At 69.3% G+C, this 22,127-nt stretch carries 20 protein-coding genes; 8 read left to right on the top strand and 12 right to left on the bottom strand.

Annotation, left to right across the window (positions count from 1 at the left end):
- Window positions 1-94: 94 nt before the first annotated feature.
- Window positions 95-1,357, bottom strand: a complete 1,263-nt coding sequence (locus G6G98_RS06945) for an acyltransferase family protein (RefSeq protein WP_164232982.1) — start codon at window positions 1,355-1,357, stop codon at window positions 95-97.
- A gap of 53 nt (window positions 1,358-1,410) precedes the next feature.
- Between G6G98_RS06945 and G6G98_RS06940 the strand changes: the two genes are divergently transcribed.
- Window positions 1,411-2,769: a hypothetical protein gene (locus tag G6G98_RS06940; protein WP_164232984.1), complete on the top strand. Its 1,359-nt coding sequence runs from the start codon at window positions 1,411-1,413 to the stop codon at window positions 2,767-2,769.
- Between the two features lie 23 nt (window positions 2,770-2,792).
- On the opposite strand, the gene G6G98_RS06935 is transcribed toward G6G98_RS06940, so the two are convergent.
- From G6G98_RS06935 to G6G98_RS06920, 4 genes are read right to left on the bottom strand one after another with little or no spacing between them, the layout of a single operon-like run.
- Window positions 2,793-3,560, bottom strand: a complete 768-nt coding sequence (locus tag G6G98_RS06935; RefSeq protein ID WP_243842027.1) for a low molecular weight phosphatase family protein — start codon at window positions 3,558-3,560, stop codon at window positions 2,793-2,795.
- Entirely contained in the window at window positions 3,557-4,054 is a 498-nt protein-coding gene (locus G6G98_RS06930; protein ID WP_164232986.1) for a VanZ family protein, read from the bottom strand. The genes G6G98_RS06935 and G6G98_RS06930 overlap by 4 nt, the downstream gene beginning before the upstream one ends.
- Window positions 4,051-5,157, bottom strand: coding sequence for a glycosyltransferase (locus G6G98_RS06925; RefSeq protein ID WP_164232988.1), 1,107 nt, complete (start codon window positions 5,155-5,157; stop codon window positions 4,051-4,053). The genes G6G98_RS06930 and G6G98_RS06925 overlap by 4 nt, the downstream gene beginning before the upstream one ends.
- Entirely contained in the window at window positions 5,158-6,468 is a 1,311-nt protein-coding gene (locus G6G98_RS06920; RefSeq protein ID WP_164232990.1) for a UDP-glucose dehydrogenase family protein, read from the bottom strand.
- Between the two features lie 101 nt (window positions 6,469-6,569).
- Here G6G98_RS06920 and G6G98_RS06915 point away from each other — a divergent pair, with 101 nt between their 5' ends.
- On the top strand, window positions 6,570-7,628 hold the full coding sequence (locus tag G6G98_RS06915; RefSeq protein ID WP_164232992.1) for an acyltransferase family protein: 1,059 nt from the start codon (window positions 6,570-6,572) through the stop codon (window positions 7,626-7,628).
- An 8-nt stretch (window positions 7,629-7,636) separates the two neighbouring features.
- Here the strand turns inward: G6G98_RS06915 and G6G98_RS06910 are convergent, their stop codons facing one another.
- Entirely contained in the window at window positions 7,637-8,671 is a 1,035-nt protein-coding gene (locus G6G98_RS06910) for a TlpA family protein disulfide reductase (RefSeq protein ID WP_164232994.1), read from the bottom strand.
- A 16-nt stretch (window positions 8,672-8,687) separates the two neighbouring features.
- A complete protein-coding gene (locus G6G98_RS06905) occupies window positions 8,688-9,341 on the bottom strand; it encodes a hypothetical protein (protein ID WP_164232996.1) in 654 nt (217 codons plus the stop codon).
- 548 nt (window positions 9,342-9,889) lie between these two features.
- Between G6G98_RS06905 and G6G98_RS06900 the strand changes: the two genes are divergently transcribed.
- The 6 genes from G6G98_RS06900 to G6G98_RS06875 all read left to right on the top strand — a co-directional run bounded on the left by G6G98_RS06900 (window position 9,890) and on the right by G6G98_RS06875 (window position 17,028).
- Complete coding sequence (locus tag G6G98_RS06900; protein ID WP_067349414.1) at window positions 9,890-11,251, top strand: GntR family transcriptional regulator; 1,362 nt, start codon at window positions 9,890-9,892, stop codon at window positions 11,249-11,251.
- 109 nt (window positions 11,252-11,360) lie between these two features.
- On the top strand, window positions 11,361-11,852 hold the full coding sequence (locus tag G6G98_RS06895; RefSeq protein ID WP_164232998.1) for a hypothetical protein: 492 nt from the start codon (window positions 11,361-11,363) through the stop codon (window positions 11,850-11,852).
- A gap of 47 nt (window positions 11,853-11,899) precedes the next feature.
- Window positions 11,900-13,348 carry an O-antigen ligase family protein gene (locus tag G6G98_RS06890; RefSeq protein WP_164233000.1) on the top strand — a complete coding sequence of 483 codons (1,449 nt, stop codon included), beginning with the start codon at window positions 11,900-11,902 and terminating at the stop codon, window positions 13,346-13,348.
- A gap of 26 nt (window positions 13,349-13,374) precedes the next feature.
- Complete coding sequence (locus tag G6G98_RS06885) at window positions 13,375-14,991, top strand: polysaccharide biosynthesis tyrosine autokinase (RefSeq protein WP_067349425.1); 1,617 nt, start codon at window positions 13,375-13,377, stop codon at window positions 14,989-14,991.
- Complete coding sequence (locus tag G6G98_RS06880) at window positions 14,978-16,135, top strand: glycosyltransferase family 4 protein (protein WP_164233002.1); 1,158 nt, start codon at window positions 14,978-14,980, stop codon at window positions 16,133-16,135. Before G6G98_RS06885 ends, G6G98_RS06880 begins: the two co-directional genes overlap by 14 nt.
- Before the next feature lie 14 nt (window positions 16,136-16,149).
- Window positions 16,150-17,028 carry a polysaccharide pyruvyl transferase family protein gene (locus tag G6G98_RS06875; protein ID WP_164233004.1) on the top strand — a complete coding sequence of 293 codons (879 nt, stop codon included), beginning with the start codon at window positions 16,150-16,152 and terminating at the stop codon, window positions 17,026-17,028.
- 72 nt (window positions 17,029-17,100) lie between these two features.
- Here G6G98_RS06875 and G6G98_RS06870 read toward each other — a convergent pair whose 3' ends face one another.
- From G6G98_RS06870 to G6G98_RS06850, 5 genes are read right to left on the bottom strand one after another with little or no spacing between them, the layout of a single operon-like run.
- Window positions 17,101-18,264: a hypothetical protein gene (locus G6G98_RS06870; RefSeq protein ID WP_164233007.1), complete on the bottom strand. Its 1,164-nt coding sequence runs from the start codon at window positions 18,262-18,264 to the stop codon at window positions 17,101-17,103.
- Window positions 18,265-18,322: 58 nt separating this feature from the next.
- On the bottom strand, window positions 18,323-19,384 hold the full coding sequence (locus G6G98_RS06865) for a glycosyltransferase family 4 protein (protein ID WP_243842026.1): 1,062 nt from the start codon (window positions 19,382-19,384) through the stop codon (window positions 18,323-18,325).
- The gene (locus G6G98_RS06860; RefSeq protein ID WP_164233009.1) at window positions 19,381-20,262 is read right to left on the bottom strand and encodes a glycosyltransferase; all 882 of its coding nucleotides are present in this window, start codon (window positions 20,260-20,262) and stop codon (window positions 19,381-19,383) included. Before G6G98_RS06860 ends, G6G98_RS06865 begins: the two co-directional genes overlap by 4 nt.
- Before the next feature lie 26 nt (window positions 20,263-20,288).
- On the bottom strand, window positions 20,289-21,128 hold the full coding sequence (locus G6G98_RS06855) for an alpha-1,2-fucosyltransferase (protein ID WP_164233011.1): 840 nt from the start codon (window positions 21,126-21,128) through the stop codon (window positions 20,289-20,291).
- A gap of 38 nt (window positions 21,129-21,166) precedes the next feature.
- Entirely contained in the window at window positions 21,167-22,117 is a 951-nt protein-coding gene (locus G6G98_RS06850; RefSeq protein WP_067349444.1) for a glycosyltransferase family 2 protein, read from the bottom strand.
- Window positions 22,118-22,127 lie beyond the last annotated feature (10 nt).

Genomic DNA, 22,127 nt, shown 5'->3' with positions numbered 1-22,127 from the left:
CGCGACTCGCGGGCATCAGATTCCGTCGACCGGGTGCCCGGTTCGTGATTTTCGAAACGTGTGATGGCCTTCGCTTAGACCCGCGCACCTGGTTTCATCGGCGCCATGCTCGTGGTGCTCCGGGCTCCTGCTCGCGCTGCACTGTCCGGTGAGTCTCACCCGGGAGAGCATCCAGTCTAAGAGAGATTTCCCTGCTTCCTAGTAGGTGCGAACCATGCTTAACTCCCCGATCTGCTGAGCTTGATATCTCTTGGGCAGCGTGCCGCTGGTGAGAATTCAAGAAATGCCGCTCAATAAGCCAGAACATCAGGTACGCGACCCCGACTGCCAGCGGCAGGCCGACGAAAGTAACGAGCATGTACAGCATGACTGTCGGAATTTGGAGTGGTAGGAGTAGAAGATTGAAGAGGCCAAGAATTGGGCTGTGGAAGAGGTAAATGCTGTACGAGATCAACCCGAGGAACATCATCGGACGTGACTGGAATGGCACGGCGGCGCGCGGGGTGCCCGACGAGAGGGTCCGACGACCGGCCCATATCAAAGCCGAAGCAACCGCTAAACCCGCGATGACTTCCACGAAGGGGTCTGCAGGAACATCGAACAGCCGGGGGAGTGCGGCGGCTGGGATGATCGCCAAGGCCAGCGTGATGGTCGTGGGCCCAGCCCATCTCTGCTCCGAATTACTCAGGGTCAACTGTGCAGCCAGCATCCCGACAGCGAACAGGGCGACTAGCCATGGGTGCGCGAAGGTGCCTGTCTGCAACGCGACGGGGATCATCGTCACAACCAGAAGGGCACCGACGACCAGTGTGCTGGGAAGCCGACGCCACAGGGGCAGAAGGGCGAAGGACATGACGAAGTAGATCTGCCACTCGAGGGCGACGCTCCACAATGGACCGTTGATGGTGAACATCTGGTGAGGAGACAGGTTGTGCAGCAGAAGCAAGTGCGCGACCACTGACTCCAAGGTGACGGGGAGCTTGGAGTCCCAGGCCGTCCCCGTTGGCTGCTGCATCACCGGGACGATGGCGATCAGCAGTAGCGCGAATGCCATCGCCGCGTAGTACGGCGGCAGGATTCGTCGGGCACGCCGCTTGATGAACGCGCCAACACCGCCACGGAATGTGAGGTCCCGCGTTCGAGTGACGGGAAGCATGAGGACGTATCCGGATAGGACGATGAACACCGGTACACCTACATAGCCGAGCCCGATAACCTCCTTCCAAAGGGGCATCGCTGCCTCGGCATCACCAGTCCTGCCGGTGAAGAGGTACGCGTGGTATGCCGCGACCAACAGGGCCGCGCCCCCGCGCAACCCATCCAGATACCGGAACTCGACTCTCTTGGGTGTGGGCACGGGGGCAGTCTACTGACTGCCCCCACACGCGCTCAGCAGTAGGCTTGGACGTGATGAGCGGAACGACCGGGGCATCCGCATTGCGCGGCGATGACGAGAGCACAAGGCTTTCGGATGGATCAGGGTTCCTTCGCAACGTCGGACTCTATATCTATGTGTTCTACGTGATCTACACTCCGACGTTCTCGGCATCATTCTTCGCGAGCAAGTTCTTCATCTTGGGTGTGCTGGCCCTGCTCTTAATTGTTCATGTCCTGTTCACTCGGCAGCAGCGCGTGTTCGAGCTCCTCAATTACGAGCCACTCAAGCGGTTCCTGATCGTGATGTTCGGGCTGAGCCTGTTCGTCGCGCTCGTGCACCTTGCAACTCACCCAGAGGTTGAAAGCTTCGTAGACCTGCGCATCGTACAGAACAACGTCATCCTTCTGATGGCGATCCATGTCACTTTCATCATCTACCTATGCAAGAGTCGTGGATTCACAGCTGAATCCTCGCTTTCGATGCTCTACAAGCTCGCGGCTTTCCAAGGGATCTGGGGGCTGATGTCGTTTGTGTTTCCGCCGCTGAAGGAAATCTCAAACTGGCTGTACGAACTCGCAGCCGGCGACCGTGGCGATTACTTGCTGAGTTCCCGCATTTATGGCTTTATGGGCGAGTACACGTTCGTGACACCGATCTATCACGGAATGCTCGCTGCCGTCGCAGTATATTTCACATTGAACTATAGGTTCCGTGGTATCCGTTACGTGCCGCTGATTCTGGTTGCCATCCTGCTTAACGGGCGCACCGGTATCATCGTGTTTGCAGTCATGGCGGTGCTGATGATCCTGGGGCAGACTTTCCGGGGAAAGATTGGCGCGGTCATTGTGAGCCCTTTGGCGAGGCTGTTCACGGTTGCCTCACTGGCGGGCCTCATGTCAGTGGCATGGTTCGTTGTGTCGCAACTCAGTCCGATCACCGCACGATTCCTCCAGGGGCTCGTCGAGGACACCAGCGCGCTGGTGAATGACGGGTCGCTCCAGGGGAACTATGGTGTCCTGTTCTCGGAAGTGCTCGTCGTTCCTGAAGGACTCGCGCTCATATGGGGGACCGGAGACGACATCTATGCGAATGAGGGTTTCAGGACAGACGTCGGGCTGACGAATGACCTGTTTATGGGTGGACTCATCTTTGTTGTCCTCGGTTACGGCACGCTGGCCTACTTTCTTCTGAAGGACTCGAAGCCTGACACCATCCTTTTCGTCGCGCTCTTTGTCGGCTTCGCTATCGGAATCCTGAAAGGGCAGATCTTCATCGGTACACCCGTCCTATTCCTATTCGTATTCGTAGTCCTAGTCCACAAACAGATCATCGAGGGTGAGATGCCTGCAAAGATCGTTTGGCCTGCAACGCGCCATGACCGAGCGGCCTGAGCGGCATTCCCGCGTGTCGCGCCTCACAGCGTGGTGAGTGTCGCGCGAACGACACGTTCGACCTCGCCGATCGCGGGGGTGAGCTGCGAGGTCGACAGGTCGTAGGTCCGCTGCGAGCGCCGGTACGGGTCGATGACGTCGTCATCCTCGGCGCTGGCGGGAACGCTCATGCCCCGCTGTGCGCCGACGGCCGCGACCACGGCGCCGAGACGCTCGCGCGGCGCGCCGTCTCCGGCATCCGCCGCATCGCGCGCGCTCTCGGACGAGAGCGTGGCGGCGAGGCGGGCGAACTCGCGGAGGGTGAACACCCGCCGGAGTGCCTCGGGCAGCAGCTGGACAACGTGGGTGCGGTGCTCGCGTGACATCGTGAGGATCAGGTCGGCCTCGCGGAGGTGCGACGCCGTGAGAAGGCGGGCGCGGTGCGCTGCGGCGTCGTCAGCGGTCGCTCCGAGTCCGAGCGAGAGCTCGCGTGACTGTGCATCCATCTCGTGATCGACGAGCGCATGCGTGCCGGCGCTGTGGAACCGTACGCCCAGGTCGCCCAGACGGGAGCGCAGCAGAATCTCTGCCATCGGCGAGCGGCAGATGTTGCCGGTGCAGACGATCAGGATGGTCGGCGGCTCGGAAGCCTCTTCCGCCACGGGGGCTGGCTCCGGAGCGGCGGCCGACGCCGGCTCAGTCGGAGCGGGATGCAGATCCGGCAGGCCGGAGGCGCGGAGCGACTCGAGCAACTGACGCCGCTCTCGTCTGCTCATGCCGGCATGCAGATGCGGCGAACCGGAATCAGTCATGGTTCCAGCGTACGGCGACGTCGCCGGAGGTAGCCTGCGAACAGCACAGCGACCGCGCATCCGATGACCGTGCCCAGCGTGTTAGCGATGAGGTCGGACAGCGTGGAGAACCGCGTCGGGAGCATCAGCTGGACGAGCTCGATCGCCCCGCTCGTCGCGAAGCCGGCCGCGACGATCCGCCCGCGCGGCACTGTCGGCCAGGCGACGGCGATCAGCAGGCCGAAGGGCACGAACAGCGCGATGTTCGCCAGGAACTCCATGATCGGATAGGCGATGTCGTAGGGGACGCCGAAAACGCCGAGCCAGGTCGCGACCGTCGCCACGATCCCGGTGACCCGTGCCGCCTCCGCGCCGGGCAGCAGGGTGACGAGGAGGAGAGCGACGAGGTACGGCGCGAGAAGGATGCGCGACCAGAGCTGCAGGTTCCGAAGACCCCTCGACGGGCTCAGCGAACCAGTTCTACCGTTCCGGTCCGCGGTGCGAGGCTGCGTCATGAGCGGCCCACGAAGGCGCGGATGGCGTCCGCGAATCGCTCCTCGCGGAACGGCGCGGTCACCGCATCCGCGTCGAAGGCGGGGAGCGCGATCGCTCGCTCGATCGCGGATGCCAGGTCGCCGGCATCCGTCGAGGCGGCGATCACGCCGCTCACGCCGTCGCGGATCCCCTCGAGCTGGCCGCCCACCGGGCCGGTGACGACGGGCGTGCCCGCCGCCTGCGCCTCCACCGGCACGATGCCGAAGTCCTCGACGGCCGGGAACACGAACACCGACGCCTGCTGCATGAGGGCGTAGAGCAGCGCATCGGAGGGGGAGAGGACGACCTCCACCGGCACCTGGGCTTCCGCGGCGAGGGCACGCAGATGGTCCTCCTCCGGTCCTCGACCGGTGATCACGACCGGCATCCCTGCCCGCTCACCCGCCCGGATCACGAGGTCGAGCCGCTTGTACGGAATGAACCGCGAGGCGCCGAGGACGAACGGTCTCGGCAGACGTTCGAGCAGCCGGAGCTCCGCGGCGTCGGTGACGGCGTCACGCCAATCCTCCCTGGCGCGGATGCGGTCGACGGCGACGGGCGGGTGGATGACGACGGCATCCCGCCCCCATGCCTCCGCGATGCGCTCCCGCACGAAGGCGCTGTTGGCGGCGATCGCGGTGGGCTCCTGCGCGCGGCGCCTGTCGAGGCGGCGGAACAGCGGTGCGACGGCCCTGACCACGGCCTTCTCGCCGCGCTCGTCGAGCTCCGGGTTCCAGATGTAGCGGGCGGGGGTGTGGGCGTACACGTACTTCGGCACGTCCTGGCCGAGCAGCCGCGCGTGATGCGCGAAGAGATGCGAGCTCACGAGCATCCAGTCGTAGGCCTGCGCCGGGCGGAGCCGTCGCCAGGCCGCGGCGGTCACCGGGAGCGCGAGCGCCTTGTGCCGGCGCAGCGGGGTGCGCGCGAGCCAGGTCTCGATCACCCGGCGGTCGGCGAAGCGCGCCGGCGCGTCATCCCACAGGCACTGGATGTCGGCGTCGGGGAACGCCCTGGCCATCGCGGCCAGCACCTGCTCGGCACCCCCCGACGACTCGATCCACTCGTGGACAAGAAGACCTGACACTCAGGGACGCCCCATGCCGTGATACGTCCAGCCGGCGGCGCGCCACTCGGCGGCATCCAGGCAGTTGCGGCCGTCGACGACCACCCGGCCGTGCGTCAGGGCGCTCACGTGGGCGGCCGACATCTGCCGTCGGTACTCGTCCCATTCGGTGACGACGAGCACGGCATCCGCGTCCCGCAGGGTCGTGTCGCGGTCGACTTCGTAGGTGAGCTGCGGATGCAGCCGCCGGGCGTTCTCGATCGCCTGCGGGTCGGTGATGACGACGTCGGCGCCGAGGCCGTTCAGCCGCACGGCGGCGTCGAGGGCGGGGGAGTCGCGCACGTCGTCGCTGAACGGCTTGAAGGCCGCCCCGAGCACCGCGACCTTCTTGCCGTGCACGACGCCGCCCAGGGCATCGACGACGAGCTCGACGGCGCGGTCGCGGCGGCGCATGTTGATGGCATCGACCTCGCGCAGGAAGGCGACCGACTCGCGGCGCCCGAGCTCTTCGGCGCGCGCCGCGAACGCGCGGATGTCCTTCGGCAGGCATCCGCCGCCGAAGCCGATGCCGGCGCCGAGGAACTTGCGGCCGATGCGGGCGTCGTGCCCGATCGCGTCGGCGAGCTGCGTCACATCCGCGCCGGTGACCTCGGCGATCTCCGCCATCGCGTTGATGAACGAGATCTTCGTGGCGAGGAAGGCGTTCGCGGCGACCTTGACGAGCTCGGCGGTCGCGTAGTCGGTGACGATGAACGGCGTGCCCTTCGCGACGGCCGGGTGATACACCTCGCGGAGCACCTGGGCGGCGCGCTCCCCGGCGGGGGTCGCGGGGACGCCGGCGACGAGCCGGTCGGGATCGATGGTGTCCTGCACCGCCCAGCCCTCGCGGAGGAACTCGGGGTTCCACACCAGCGTGGCGCCGGCGGCCTCCACTCGCGGGGCGAGGCCGGCCGCCGTGCCCACCGGCACCGTCGACTTCCCGGCGACCACGTCGCCCTCGCGGAGGTGGGGGAGGAGCGCGTCGAACGCCTCGTTCACATGACTGAGATCGGCCGCGTGACCGCCCTGCTGCTGGGGGGTGCCGACGCCGACGAAGTGCACCGCGGCGCCCGCGGCCGCGGCGATGTCGGTGGTGAACGTCAGTCGACCGGATGCGACGCCCTCGGTGAGGATGTCCTGCAGGCCCGGCTCGAAGAAGGGCGCCTCGCCGCGCGAGAGCGCGTCGACCTTGCGCGGATCGATGTCGATGCCCACGACCTCGTGCCCGATCGAGGTCATCGCGGCCGCATGGACGGCGCCCAGGTACCCGCAGCCGATGACCGACAGTCGCACGATGTGTTCCTCTTCCCAGTGAGGGGGCGATGTCCTCTCATCATGGCGCATTTCGGTGACGGTACTGCCAACGGGAGGTGACTGTCCCTAGGCTGAGCGGGATGAGTGCCGACGAACTGACCTCGACCGCAGCGACGCGCCGTTCCGACCGCCGCCGCGCCGGACGGATGCCGATCCCGGATGTGCTCCGCGGAGTCGCGATCCTCGCGATGCTCATCGCCCACGCCGGTCCCTTCGTCCCGAACATGCCGAAGGTGCTCCTGTACGTCCAGTCGGACATCAACGACGTGGCCTCGCCGCTGTTCGCCCTGGTCATGGGCATCTCCGCGCAGCTGGTGTGGAACCGCCGGGACGGCCTCGCCCGCACCTGGCTGCAGCAGACCTGGCGCGGCATCCTCCTCTTCGCTCTCGGCATGTGGATGTCGACCTGGGGGTCGTGGGTCGCGATCGTGCTGCAGGCGCTCGGGGCCCTGCTGATCGTGGGCGTCCCCCTGCTCCTGCTGGGCACACGGATGCTGATCGTCGCGGCCGTGGCCATCCTGCTGATCAGCCAGCCGCTGATCGCCCTCGCGCGGGGCGCCCTCTGGATCTTCACCCAGCCCGGGTTCGTGATCGAGCTCGCGAACGCCGTGGCGCTCGGACCCTCCTACCGGCTGATCAACCTGCTGCCGTTCTTCCTGCTCGGCGCGCTGCTGCTGCGGCACGGCTTCACCCGGGATCGGATGCTGTGGATCATGGCCGCGATCGCCCCGCTCGCGTACATCGCGAGCTTCGCGATCGACAAGCTCACCGATGCGGAGGTGAAGTCGGGCGACTACCTCGACACGCTGCATGACATCGGGCTCGTCTTCGCCGTCTACGTGGCCGTCGTGTTCGCCGCGACCGCGCGGGCGCGCGGCGAGTGGGAGCGCGTCTTCGTGCCCTTCCGCGCCTGCGGCCAGCTGGCGCTGAGCCTGTATGTGCTGCACGTCGGCCTCATCGCGCTCTGGGCGCGCGCGAACGGCTTCCCGCAGGGCAACGAGCCGCTCGGGTGGCTGCTGATCGTGCCGGGGATGGTCCTCGTCGCCTGGGTCTGGTGGCGGTTCGCCGGCGTCGGCCCGGTGGAGTGGCTGATGGGCCTGCTCACCGGGCGGCCGAAGCGGCTGCGACCGGTTCGTTAGCGCCGGAGTCAGCCGGCGGCATCGGCACTCGCCTGCGCCTGCGCCTCGACGATGCCGCGGACCAGGGCGTCGATCTCGTCTTCGCGGTGTGCGACCGGCGACGCGACGAACGGATGCTGCAGGCCTCCGAGGAGCACGGCGGAGGGGATGCCCTCGATGCCGAGGGCGTTCTTGGCGGCGCGGGCGCCGTAGTAGGCGAAGGGCGCGGCCTCGGGGTACTTGCTCGCGAGGAAGTCCGGGCGAGAGGAGGTGGCGACGCGGAGCAGAACCGAGGAGCCGATCTGCTCCTGCCACTCGGGCAGGCGCTTGGCGACGGCGGCGCACTTGCCGCACTCGGCGGACAGGAACACGAGGAGCACCGGCGCGCCGGCGCCCAGGACGTTGAGCGGAAGGGTGACCCCGTCGCCGCTCACGAGCTCCGCTGCGGGGAGCGGATCGCCCACTCCAGCGGCGATCGTCGGAGCGGCGGATGCCGAGGCGGCGGGGTCTTCGGAGGGGCGGCGCAGGCGGACGAGGGCAGCTGTCACGACGGCGAGCGCGACGAGTGTCCAGGCCAGGGCGGTGAACAGCACCAGCGTCGCTTCGGCGGTGAACAGTTCGACGACCAGCGCAGGACGTGAAGCCGCGGTGACGGCCGCGATCGTCGACGCGATGATCAGCACCACGTTGCGAGCCACCGTCCAGCCGGTGACGCGATCGTCGGCGGACAGCGGGCCGAAGCATCCGCAGTCCACCTCTTCACCGCGTCGGAGGACTCCGATGAGGAAGACCGTGAAGACGGCGAACGTCCCCAGCGCGAGCGCCGCGGACGCGGCGCGCAGCCAGCCGGAGGTGAGGAGGAGGGCGAGACCGAGCCCGATCTCCCAGAGCGGCACGGCGGCGGCGATCCAGCGGCGCTGCGCGAAGGCGGGGACGCCCAGTGCACCCATGCTGTCGAGCGTGCGGGCGGCTCGTCCGAGCTTCGTCGCGCCCGAGAAGAGGAGCACGAACGCGACGAACCCCGTCGAGAACATGGAGATGAACTCGACGGGGTTCGCAGGCATGAACCTCAGGTTAGCGTCAGATGAGGTTACAGGTCTGGACGGCCAGCGAGCCGGAGACCAGCGGGATGCCGAGCGAGCCGAGGTTGACCGCCGCGGCCGCCAGCGAGCCGGTCGAGCCGGTGTTGTCGCCGCCGTTCGCGTCGGCGGTCGTCTGGGTCAGCGTGAAGCTGCTCAGGGCGCCGACGTTGATGAGAGCGTCGTAGACGTTGATGAAGACCGTCGAACCCTGCGGGATCGGGTTGGTCAGCGTGAGGATGAAGCCGCCCGCGGTCGTCGCGATGCCCGCCACGGTCGCCGAGACGACAGCCTCGAGGCCGCTGAGGGTGAGCAGCGCGTTCGGGTCGGTGAGCACGTACTGGGTGCCCGCGGGGATGTCGCCCTGGGTCGCGGTGATGTTGAAACCGCGGGTGGCGCCGGCGGTGATGCCGAGGAGTGCGAGCGCGCTCTCCACGGTGCCGACGAGGCCTGCGCCGACGATGCCCTCGAGGACCGAGATGTCGTAGTCGTTGTCGCAGACGCCGGTGACGGCGCCGTTCCAGGTGACGGTCGAAGCCGCGGCGAGCGGCGTGGCGGCGGCGACCGCGATGACGGGCAGCGACCAGGCCGCACCCTTGACGAGGGTACGGCGCGAGACGCCGTCCTTGGGCATGAAGGAGTTCTCTTCAGACATGTTTCTCCGGTGGTCTTCCGCTCCAGGGGAGCGGACGGTGTGGGGACTGCCGCACAGGGCGGCCTGTCTGAAGATTGGCTGAACGGAGAGGTCAGTCTGGCGGCGTTGTCGCACTCTGATCGAACCCTGTCGGGAACTGATCGAGACGCTGGATCAATATCGCGGACGAGCGCCGGAAAGTCGCGTCGGGAGGGGGATGGAGGCGCCGGCAGCTGAGGGGCGCCGCGCCTCCATCCAGGGTGGCAGCGGGTCTGGGGTACCCGCGCACGAACCGGCGATGCCGGTCTTGCGTCCCCGGCGATCTCACCTATCTGAGGGGGGAGGGAGGTATCGAGATCGTCAGAATCGGATGCATATGACAGCGTCGGGTGCTTGGTATGCCACTGACAGGCACACTATCACGTTCTGGTATTCCAGGAAAGGCGCTCTAATCTGAAGCTTACAGGGGAATGCCGAGGCACCTGTCGCGGCTCGGTATGCCAGCAGTTTTCAGGATGGCCTGCCAGTGATCGACGACGGTGGGAGAATGATGTGAGCGGAGGGAGGGCATGAACATGCAACGGGAAGCGGAGGGCGACGCGGCTCGCGTCGCAGCGGAGTTGCGGGCCCGCATCCTCGACGAGACGCTCCCGAGCGGGCAGCGCCTCGTCGAGCGGGCCGTCGCCGAGGAGTTCGGCGTCAGCCGCGTTCCGGTGCGGCAGGCGTTCAAGATGCTCGCGAGAGAGGGCCTGCTCGACCGCCGTCCGAGGGGCGGGAGCGTGGTGCACACCCTCACCCTCGCGGAGTTCGCCGACCTGTCGGAACTGCTTCCCGCGTTCGACGTGCTCGCCAACAGCCAGGCCGCCACGCGCCGGGTCCCCGGCGACCTGCCTGCCCTCCGTGCGGCGGCGGATGCATGCATCGCCGCCGTTCGTCGCGGAGACCGTGAGACTGTGCATCACGCGGGCCTCGACTTCCGCCGCGAGGTCTACCGCGTCTCCCGCAACGTCGCCCTCCAGGACGTGAACCGCGTCCTCGACGGAAGGCTGCGCCGGCTCGTTCTCCCCGCCGCCGACGAGGAGCGCTCGATCGCGCTCTACGAAGGCATCTACGCCGCGATCGAGGCGGGCGACGCCGAAGAGGCAGCGGCTGCGCTCGTCCGCTTCCTCGCCGCCTTCCAGACGACCAACCGCGAACGCATGATCGACGCGCTCGACGCAGGGGAGCTCCCGACCCCGGTGCAGTCGTTCCTCCCCGGAGCATCCGTCGCGGCGCCTGCGGGCGCGGCTGAGCCGACGCCGGCGCCGTTCGAGTCCGAGGCGGATCGCGTCCTCTCCTGCCTGCGGGCGCAGATCGTGCGGGGGCAGCGGTCTCCCGGCGACCCGCTGTCCGAGCGGGAGCTCTCGAGCGAGTTCGGGATCAGCCGGATCCCGATCAGCGAGGCCATCGAGAGCCTCGTCATCGAGGGGCTCGCCTGGCCGGGAACCGCACGATCGTCCGCGCGCGTGCGCGGAGTCTCCGACGCGGAAGCGGCCGACCTCTTCGCTGTCTCGTCGGCTCTGAGCGCCGCCGCGATCAAGCTCGCGGCCCAGCGCGCGACTGCTGCGGACATCGCGTCGCTCGAGTCCCTCCTGCAGCGACAGCACGAGCTCGCAGCATCCGCTGACTCGATGGCGTTCGTCGAGTCGGTCTTCGACTTCCGCGACATCCTGCATGCGGTCTCCGGCAACTCGCTCGTGCCGGTGATCGGCGGGATCATCGATTCGCGCCTGCGGCTGCTGTCCCACTCCCTGAAGGTCGACGACTCCGCGCTGCGAGCCGAGCGACTGGCGATCGACGCGCTGATCATGAGGGACACCGTTCTCGCCGACGCCGTCGTGCAGGGGTACAGCGCCGGCCCCGCTCGCCGATTCCTCGACGCACGCGGCTGACAGGCCGGCGCCGGCGTCATGCCCCGGCGGCGTCTCCCGACCGGGGAGTACACTGTTCATGTCTGTCTGAGGGGACATGACGCTCCGGCGTCGACCCGATAGGACGAACATGATGGAGAAGGCGACGTACCCGGTCGCTGGGACCACAGACACCCGTGCAGAGCACGGCGTCTGGAGACGCGCCGTGGTGGTGCGCAGACACCTGGACGCAGGCGAGAAGAGCATCTGGGCCGAGACGGCCGCGGAAGGCTCGGTGATGCTGGTGCTGTGCTCCGGCTCGGTCACCTGCCTGAACGCACTCGCTCCCGAGCCGAGGAGCGATCCGGCCTTCGTGATCCGCGGCGGTGGAAGCATCCTGCTGCGGGCGGAGTCCGATGCGACCGTCGTCTCGGTGCGCGTCCCCGTGACGGCGCCGCCGGGAGAGGCGGATCCCGTGGCCGTCGTCGACGATCCCGAACTCAGCGCTGCCGCCTTCGCCTTCGCCTCGGCCCTCCTGGACGCGCCGCGGCCCGACGGCGGCGGCGATGCGGTCGTCGAGCGGATGCTGTCGGAGGTGGCCCTGCAGCTGCGGGGGATCTCCCGCCCGGAGAACCTGGGCTGACCGCTCCCGCGGTGTCATACTGAGACCACGCTTGAGGGGGCGCAGTCATGGGGACGAACACGAGGCAGTCGCGCGGAAGCGCCGCGGTGCCGTCGTGGCTGCGCGACCTGTGGGGTGACGCGTGGCGATGGGTGCTCTTCGCCGGCGGCGTCGCTGCCGGAGGGTATCTCCTCCTCGACCGCGGCGTCGCAAACGGCATCGTCACCGCGGCGGCCATCGGCGCGCTGCTCGTCGGCGCCGTGCTCAGCTCCTCGAAGCCGATGGCGATCGCGCTGATGGCGACACCCGCCTTGTTCGTCGTGGAACGGGTCGGTCTCGGCGGCGGCGACCTGACGGCATCCGATGTGGCGCTCGCCGCGGCTTTCGGATCGGCAGTCCTTCTCGGCGATCGCGACCTCAGCCCGCCGCTGAAGGCCCTGCTGCGACTCAATCTGATCTACCAGTTCACGACGCTGTTCACCGTCATCGTCAACCCGTTCACGCAGAATCTCATCGAGTGGTTCCACGCCTGGCTCCTGATCTCGGGTGCACTGCTGGGCGGATGGGCCATCGGCCGGGCGGGGAAGGCGCGCTTCGCTCTCATCCTCGTGTATGCGGTCGCGACGCTGATCGCGCTGGGCACCCTGACCGGCGCCGCTCTGATGATCCCCAGCGGCGAGATCGAGGCGGTCTACCCGCAGTGGCCGTGGTCGATGCACAAGAACTTCGCGGGCGGGGCGCTCGCCTTCGCCGCCTTCGTCGCCTACGTCAACCCCGATTGGGCGCAGATCCCGAAGCGGTGGGCGCGCAGCGCGCTGGTGCTCTTCCTCGTCGCCCTGCTGCTCACCCAATCCCGGCAGGCGATGGTCGGCTTCCTCGTCGCCCTGCTCGTCCACGTCGTCCGTCAGGGCGCCGCCCGGCACTGGGTCCTGATCACCGCGATCGCCGTGCCCGGAGTCGTGCTCATCGTGCAGAGCGTCATCGAGCAGATCGAATCGCAGAACCGCTTCAACTCGGTGTATCAGCGGCTCGAGTGGATGGGCGAGGTGTATGCCCTCTGGAAGCACTCGCCGATCTTCGGGCATGGGCTGCGCTACTGGTACGTGCACCCGACGGCGAACTTCCAGCCGCCGCAGGCCGAGCTGGAGGTGATCGCCTCCGCCGGCATCGTCGGGCTCCTGGGTTTCATCGCGATGTGGCTCGGCATCCTCATCGTCCTCTGGCGCGTCGACCGGCGATTCGGGATGCTGGCCCTCGGGCTGGTGCTGGCCCGAATCGTGCAGGCCCAGTTCGACCTGTTCTGGGTGTCGGCGCAGGTCTCCATCCCGTTCTTCATCGCCGGTATCTGTCTCGGGGCACAGGCGCTCGCGGTGACGGCAGGCGATGCCGGGGGATTCTGGAACGAGAAGCACCACCGGGCGAGTCGGCGCTCGCGCGCGCTTCCCGCCCGGGCAGCCCGGCGCCGAGAGCGCGCCCGAGATCAGCTCGTGACGGCCGGCCCTGAGGCCCGCGCGTAAGATCGGTCAAGACACTGGGGGTATGAATGGAGATCCGCGACTATCTTCTGGCGCTGCGGCGCCACGGGATCGGGATCGTGCTGCTGGTCCTCGTCGGCCTCGGCGCAGGCTACGGCTGGGCAGCCATCCAGACGCCGGTGTACCAGGCCTCCGCCAGCGGATTCCTCAAGACCCAGATCACCGACCAGGAGGGCGTCGCTCTCGCGCCGAGCGCCAGTGACAGCTTCGCGAAGGCGAAGGTGCAGACGTACCTCGACATGGCGACCTGGACCAACGTCGCCGAGTTCGCCGCCGACGAACTCGGGATCGACACCGCGCCGGAGAACCTCGTGCGGCAGATCGCCGTCGTCAACCCCCAGAACACGGCCATCCTGAAGATCACCGCCACCGGCTCGACACCGGAGGCCGCCCGCGATCTCGCATCCGCGTGGGTGCGCGGAATGACGGCGACCATCGACGAGTTCGAAGGCGACGGATCGCCCGGTTCCGCTCCGGTCGGCATCATCCTCGGGGAGTCCGCCTCGCTGCCGACGTCGCCGAGCTTCCCCGACGAGCGGACGGCGCTGCTCGTCGGCGGTGTGCTGGGCCTCGGCGCCGGCATCGCCTTCGCCCTGCTGCGGGCGCTCTCCGACCGCCGGGTCCGCGCGGGGGACGATGTCGAGCAGCGGCTCGGGGTCTCCGTGCTGGGGAGCATCCCGAACGTCGGCAAGCACGACCCCTCGCAGCGTCTCATCGACCTCAGCGACACCTCCACCAAGGGCGGGTTCGCCGTGGCGGAGTCGCTGCGCGCGCTGCGCACCAACCTGCAGTTCATGGACGTCGACCATCCGCCGCGTCGCATCGTCGTCACCAGCGCCCTCCCCGGCGAGGGCAAGTCCACGGTCGCGGCGAATCTCGCCACGATGCTCGCCGCGAACGGCGAGCACGTCGCGCTCGTCGACGGCGACCTGCGTCGCCCTACCGTCGCGGTGACCATGGGGCTGCTGCCCGGAGCGGGCCTCACCGACGTCCTCGCGGGACGTGCCGAGCTCATCGACGTGCTGCAGCGCACGCAGCGGGTTCCCGGGCTCGTCGTCCTCGGCGCAGGAACGATTCCGCCCAACCCCAGCGAGCTGCTCGGCTCCGACCGGATGCGGTCGCTGCTCGCCGAACTCGCGGAGCACGCGATCGTCATCATCGACGCGCCCCCGCTGCTGGCCGTCACAGACGGTGCCATCCTCACCCACCAGGCGGACGGCGCGATCGTCGTCGTCACCGTCGGCAGCAGCACGTATGACCTCGTCGACAAGGCCATGGACGCGCTGGAGAAGGTGTCCGGCCGGGTCCTCGGCGTCGTGCTCAACCGGACGCCGCTCTCCGGCGGCTCCACGAACTACGGGTACGGATACCACCCCCACGAGCCGACGGCGGCCGAGGAGCCGGAGGCGAAGGCCTCACGGCACCGGAACGTCCGCACCGCACCGCGCCCCGGCGGCGGCGTGGTCCGCACCGGGCGGAAGCCGCAGCCACGATCGGAGCCCCAGCCCGCGACACGCCGGGACGACTTCGATGAGGACGCAGCTCTCGAGGAGCTGTTCGACGAGGCCGCGATCGAGACGGCGAAGCCGAAGCGACAGCCCAGCGGTAGACGTGGCACCGAATGACGGCCCGCTGCGCGTCGCGCTGATCGCCTCCTCCTTCGCGCCGCACGTCGGGGGCGTCGAGACGCACGTCGATCGCGTCGCGGCGGAGCTCTCGGCCTCGGGACACGAGGTGGAGGTGTGGACGGTCGACCGTGGGATGAGGCCGGATGCGGCGCCCCCGGCAGTGGTCCGCTACCTCCCGACACCGCTGCCGGCCCAGTCGGCGAGGGGAGCGCTGCGAATGCTCTGGGCGATTCCCCGGGCCTGGCGCGCGTGGCGGCGAGCCCACCGCCGGTTCGCGCCGGACATCCTCGCCGTGCAGTGCTTCGGGCCGAACGGGCTGTACGCCCTGGCCCTGCACAGGCGGTTCAAGACACCCCTCGTCGTCAGCTCCCACGGAGAGACGCTCGGAGACGACGGAGGGGTGTACGCGCGCTCCGCGCTCCTTCGTCGCGGGCTGCGGTCATCGCTCGCGCTTGCTGCCGCGGTGACGGCGCCGAGCACCTACGTCCTCGACGATCTCCGTGGCCGGTTCGGTCTCGAAGGCGGCACGATCGTGCCCAACGGAGTCGACCTCTCCCTCGGCGTCGAGGACCCCGGCAGTCCGCGCCTCCCGCTGGTCGTCGCGGTCGGCCGACTGGGCCGGATGAAGGGGTTCGATCTCCTCATCACCGCGATGGCGCAGCCCGGGTTCGAGTCGGTGCGCCTGGAGATCATCGGCGACGGCCCCGAACGCGCGCGGCTCCAGCGGCAGATCGACGCCGCAGGACTCGGCGAGCGGATGCTGCTGACCGGCGCCGCGGATGCGGAGGGCGTGGCGCGTCGCATCGCAGCGGCATCCGTGCTCGTCGTGCCGAGTCGCTCGGAGTCGTTCGGGATCGTCGCGCTCGAGGCGTGGCGGGGCGGCGCGGCGCTCGTCATGACCTCGCGGGGCGGGGCCTCGGACTTCGTCCGCGACGGGGAGGACGGCCTTCTCGTCGACCCGGAGGACACCGACGCACTGGCCACGGCCATCCGCAGCCTCATCGAGGATGAAGGGCGCCGACGCCGGTTCGCCGAGGCCGGCTCGCGCCGGGTGCCCGAGTTCACCTGGGGCCGGGTGGCGAGCGCCTACGAGCGGCTCTTCGCGCGGGTCCGCGACGAGGCTCGGGGGCGAAGCCGGTGAGGTACGAAGGGAGCGTGCGGCGGCGTGGGCGGCAGCTGCGCCGCTTCGCCGAGGCGCTGCGCGAGCCGCGGATGCGCGACGGAGGCGCCATCGTCCCCGCGTTCTGGTGGGACGGACACCCGAACTTCGGCGACGACCTCACCCCGTGGCTGCTGCCGAGGTACGGCTTCGCTCCGCAGTATCGCGAGCCGCGGGCGGCACGGCTCATCGGGGTCGGCAGCCTGCTCGAGTTCGCGCCGCCCGACTTCACCGGTGCGATCTGGGGCACCGGGCTCATGCATGACAGGGCGCGTCCGCTGCCGGCGGCGACGGTTCTCGCTCTGCGAGGACCGCTGACCGCCGAACGCATCGGGCTGCGAGAGGAGGTCCCGTTCGGCGACCCCGGCCTCCTCGTCGCGCGCCACCTTCCACGACCCCGGAGCGACGGACGGATCGCGGTGGTGCCGCACGGGCATCATCGACCGCACGAGCTGCTCGACCGGCGTGTGCACGACGCCGGCGAGGCGGCGCGCGTCGTGAACGTGCATCAGCGCGCGCGGTCCGCGGTGCGCGAGATCGCCGCGAGCCGGGCCGTCGTGACGACGTCGCTGCACGGTCTCATCACGGCCGACTCCTACGGCATCCCCGCCGTGTGGACGACGCTCGACCCTCCCCTCGGCGGCGGCGACTTCAAGTTCCGGGACTACGAGGCGGCCGTGACCCCCGGGCGCACGCGCTTCCGCGAAATGGGGGCAGCGCTGGACGAGATGCTGGACGACGTCGAAGCACCGGACAGGGCGCGGGTGATCGCGATGTCCGACGCGCTCGAGGCGGCGCTCGCGCGGGCGCACGGGCTGCCGCTCGGGCAGCGTCCCTTTCCCTCCGGCGTGCTCCAGGCGCTGCGAGGCCGCTGAACGCGCACTCCCGTCGCAGTCAGCCGGGTCGCAGAGCCAGGGATTCCCGAGCGCGACCCGAGCGCGTGTCGGTCAGCGGCCCAGAGCCTTCCGCAGCGGACGCAGCGCCGGAAGGGAGGCGGCCCTGTGCGCCATCCCGGATGCCGTCTCGCGTGCACGCAGGGCTGCCGCTCGGCGATGATCGGAGGCGCGCCAGTGCCACCCGATCTGCTTCGCGTAGTCGCGAATCTCCCGCGGATAAGGCCCGTCGGATGCGAGCACGCTGGCGATGAAGGCGTCCCGCCGCTCGAGGTAGGGCGCGAGGGAGAACGTCCGCGGACAGAAGTCCTGCAGGTGCCCCGCCATCTCGAGCGTCAGCATCGCGCGCATGCACTTGGGGCACTGGGAGCAGTTCCGCGTGCGTGCCGGATCGTCGTCGGTGCACACGTCGAGGTAGCGGGACTCCGGGCGGCCGATCAGGGACAGCGTCTTCTGCACGCGCGTGAGCCCGGAGTTCGCGGAGCTCACGGTGACCGCCGACGTGGAGAGCAGCGGGACCAGGAAGGGATCGAAGCGAGCGATCTCCCCCGACGAGTCGATGCGGACGAAGGAGAACGGGATCGCCGAGGCGAGGTGCAGATGACCGATCCCCGCCCCGAGCAGGTGGGGCACAGCGGCGTTGCGCATCGTCACCGACTGGATGAAGCCGATGCGCGGGTAGTGCTCGTCGAGGTTGCTGTCCACGGTCACGAACGGCAGCCCGAACTCCGCGGCCGCCTCCGCCAGCGGCGCCCGCCTGGCCCGCCACAGCGCTTCGCCCTCGTGACCGTGCGCGCCGACGTTGTTGTTCAGGAGGTGCGTCACGCGCAACGACGCCGGCGCGTCGTCCGCCCACAGGTACTCGGCGAGCGTGGCGAACGAGTCCACGCCGCCGGAGAAGCCGGAGGCCACCCCGGCGGCGCGCGCGGCCGGAACCTCCACGGCACCCGCGGTCACCCTGATCGGGTGCAGGCCGGGGTGGATGAGCCGCAGGAGCAGCTGCAGATCGCCGTTGGCCTGGTGCAGCAGCGAGTCGGTCACCGTGCCGCCGACGTGAAGATCGCGCCCCTCCTTCATCGCCGGCATCAGCAGGCCGATGGCGACATGATCCGCCCGGTCCCCGAGCAGCTCGGCATGGCGCCCCTCCACGGAGAACCACAGCGGACGGCGTCCGCTGACCTCCGACACGACCCGGACGCGATCGTCTTCGCGTTCCACGCGCGGAGTCTGGGCGACCATCGCTTCCATGCGCTCATTATGAGTGCGGACGCGGCGGTCAGCGCAAGGAGTTCCAGATGCGTGCGTGCCCGAGCGCGCTCCGCTCCCAGGTGAACGCGGAGGCATGCTCGCGCGCGCCTCGGAGGAGGGCGGCCACGGCCGCGTCGCCCGACGTCGCATCGATGATCCCGGCGGCGATTGCGGACGCATCCGGCTCCACGAGGATCGCGTGCCCGGCGGCGACCTCGGGAAGGCTGCTCGTGTTCGCCGCGACGACCGTGACGCCGGCCGCCATCGCCTCGAGGACGGGAAGGCCGAAGCCCTCATAGAGCGACGGCACGACGACGACGGCGGCGGCGGCCACCAGGCCGGGCATCTGCTCATCCGGAAGGCGGCCGAGAAGTCGAACTCCCGGCATCCCCTCGAACAGGGCGGTGCGCTCGGGATGCGGCGGTCCCGCCAGGGCGAGGACCAGGTCCGGGCGCTCGCGGTGCACGCGCGGCCACGCCTCGGCGAGGGCGGGGAGGTTCTTGCGCCGTGCGGCGCCGCCGGCGTGGAGGACGTACGACGCGTCGAGTCCGAGGGAGTGCCGAGCGGCGGCATCCAGCGGCGCCGCGTCGAAATAGCGCTGGTCCACGCCGTTCGGGACCACATGCGGATCGCGGATTCCGAGAAGATCGACCGCCTCGGATGCGGTGAACGCCGAGACGCAGATCACGGCGGCGCTGCGCCGGAGCTCTTCAGCGGCAGCACCGACCGGAGCGGATTCGTCCGCGAACCGCCACGCGACCACGTCGTGCAGAGTCGCCACATCGGCGTGAGGGGAGGGCGGCAGCTCGAGAGCCATCCGATGCGACACCGTGTCACGGCCGTACAGGAGACGTCCGAGCGCGCGACGGGCGGCGACCGGAGCGGTCGCCACACGGCCGAGCGGAAGCCTGCGGTTGCCGGGGAGAGGCGAACGCATCGATCGGAGGTCCAGTTCGCGGACCCGCCACGGCCGGCCCGCCACCTCTCCGAGGGCGGCGGCCGCACGCGAGGTGACCTCGCGCTGGTACACCTGGGCGCCCATCGGGGTGTCGGTCACGATGGTCGCGATGGACAGGCGAGGAGTGCTCACCCTGCGCGCTTCCGTCCCGGCCGCAGCGACCTCAGGAGCCGTGCCCCGCGCCCGAGCATCCGGTTGAGCGCTCCGTAGCGGCGCTCCAGGACCTCCAGCCGCGCCGCCTGCCGGGTGTGCTCGTCCTTCAGCGTCCAGTAGCGACGCATGATCTCCTCGACATGATCGCCCCAGATGCCGGTGTTGCGGCGGACGACGTCGAGGCTGTGCTCGAGCTTGCCCTCCTCCGTCATCCGCGCGGTCACCTGCGCGGCGTGCCGCCGGTATTCGTAGAGGGGCTGATGGACGATGCGTGCGGTGCGTCCGGTGGCCAGCAGTCGGACCCAGAACTCCCAGTCCTGCCCGAACTTGAGGCCGGTCGCGAACCCGCCGAGAGCGATCCAGTCGCTGCGCCGGAATGCGGAGGCCCCGGGGATCGTGTTCCCGAAGAGGATGTCCGCGACCGAGTCCGTCGGGGGGAGCCGGTCGATCCTGTCGTGGGAGCCGAAGAAGCGCAGGTCGGTCGAGACGACGCCGGCCGCGGGATCGTCGTCGAGCACGGCGGCGACCTCCGCGCAGAGAGAGGGACGGATGCGGTCATCGCTGCCGACCGGCATGATGTAGTCGGTGTCGAGCGCCCCGGCGCCGGAATCGAGTGCGACGCTCGTTCCGCGATTCTCCGGGTGCCTCACGACTTCGACGCCCTGCGCCGCCCAGCGGGCGAGAGACTCGAGCGTGCCGGGGTGGGTGGAGCCGTCGTCGACCACGACGACGCGGCACTCGACAGTCTGCGCCAGCGCGGAGGCGATGCACTCGTCGATGTACGCGCCGTCGGTGTTGTACACCGGGATCACGATCCCGATCGAGCCCGTCCCCATGTCCCAGCTCCCCTCAGCCACCTGAATTCTAGGCCCGCGTCGACCGCTCAGTGGTGACCTTCGATGATCGTCCAGGACGGATCGAGCTGGTAGGCGTCCGTCCCGGACTCCGTCCGCGCGTGGAAACGCGGCATCACGATCCGGGCGTCCGGGTGCAGAACGCCGGCGATGTATCCGCCCCAGTAGGAGAACGTCGAATTGGTGCCGATGAGGGTGCGGGACCCCGACACCGCGAGGAAGTTCCCGACCGCACCGCGAGGCTCGTAGACGACCTCGTCCGCATGGCGGCCGAGCAGGGCACCCAGGTGCTCTTCGCACCACTCCGGGTCGTCGGACACCAGCCGGATGCGCGCTGCCGGTCCTACGGCCTCGAGCGCCTCGGCGAGGTAGCCGGCCTGGTCGAAGGCGTAGCGGACCCGGAGATGCTCGTGCGCGTAATAGTCGCCGCGACGGACGTTGACGACGACGGTGCCGGTGTCGTCCCTCGGAATCATCGGGGCGAGGACCTCGGCGATGAACGCGTCGAGGGCCTCGCGGCTGAACTCCTCTCCGAAGCGCTGGTTCCAGGAGTGCTCGCCCCAGTCCCTGCGGTCGTGGAACCGCAGCTGGTCCCTGGCGATGGTGAGGTCGCGGAGTCCGGGGAAGGCGTCGAGCCACTCCTCCATCCCCGGGGCTTCGAGAACCATCCACGGCCGGCCCGCCGAGCCGGCCTCGTGGGCGTGCAGCCAGAGGTAGAGCCAGTTGCCGAAGCGGAGCCCGACGGGCGGCGTCATCGTGACCACGCGATCTCCGCGCCGGAAACGGTCGACGGTGACGGTCGTCGCACGTCGGGCACGCCAGGCGAGGTGGCGCGAGATGCGTGCTGGCAGGCTCAGAGGTTCGGGCACGCAGTCATGATAGGGCGCGTCCCGGCACGGTGAGAACGTCAGCGCCGCAGTGCGGCACGGATGCTCTCGGCCTGCGCCCCCGAGCGCTCGGCAGGCAGCGGGCCGCGGCGCGCCTGGCGGAGTGCGGCGCCGGCGCCCCAGGCGATCCCGAGGATCGAGACACCGAATCGCTGCATCCGCCTGCCGAGTCCGCCGGCCTCGCGGACCGCACGGAGATCCGCGCGAATCCATCGCCGCAGCAGAGGGGAGCCGAGTCCCGCATAGCGTGCGAGGAGCACCATGTGATTGCGCCGGCCGTACAGCTTGTAGCGGGTGTCGAAGCGCCGGCCCTTCACGTGGGGGGCCGGGAGGTGGTCGACGGCGGCGTCGGGGGCGAACACGGTGCGGCCTCCGAGGCGCTTCACGCGCAGGAACATGTCCGTGTCCTCGCGCATCGCAGTGCCCGGGTAGTCGTCGCGGAAGCCGCCGAGCCGTGCCACGATCTCCCGGCGGAACGACATGTTCGCGCCGATGCCGTGATCGACGTCGAGCATCCCCCCGGGCAGCGAGGCGAATCCGGCCGTCAGCGTGCCGTCGTCACGGAGCCGGCCGACGGGAAGATCGTAGACCTCCTCACCGGGGAGGAGGTTGCGGGTGCGCCCGGCGACCGCATCGGGGGCGGGATCCGTGGCGAAGGCCTCCACGATCCCGCGCCGCCAGCCGGGGGAGACGACGACGTCGTCGTCGAGGAACGAGATGAGCTCCCCGTGCACGTGCAGCAGCGCCTCGTTGCGGGAACGCGTCATCCATCCGGCGAGTTCCGGCCGGTGCAGGTACTTCACGCCGGGGAACGCCTCGGCGGCCGCGGGGCCGTCGTGCTTCGCCGATGCGTCGACCACGATCACCTCGATGTCCTCGCCGGCGTGTTCGGCGAGAGAGCGCAGGCAGCGGATCATGAACGCTGAGCGCTCGTACGTGACGATGCACACGCTGAGATGCGAGGCGGACATGCGGCTCAGC

It is taken from the genome of Microbacterium hydrocarbonoxydans (assembly GCF_011752045.1).
In the GTDB taxonomy this organism is placed as follows: Bacteria; Actinomycetota; Actinomycetes; order Actinomycetales; family Microbacteriaceae; genus Microbacterium.
This window is presented reverse-complemented; position numbering and strand designations above follow the sequence as displayed.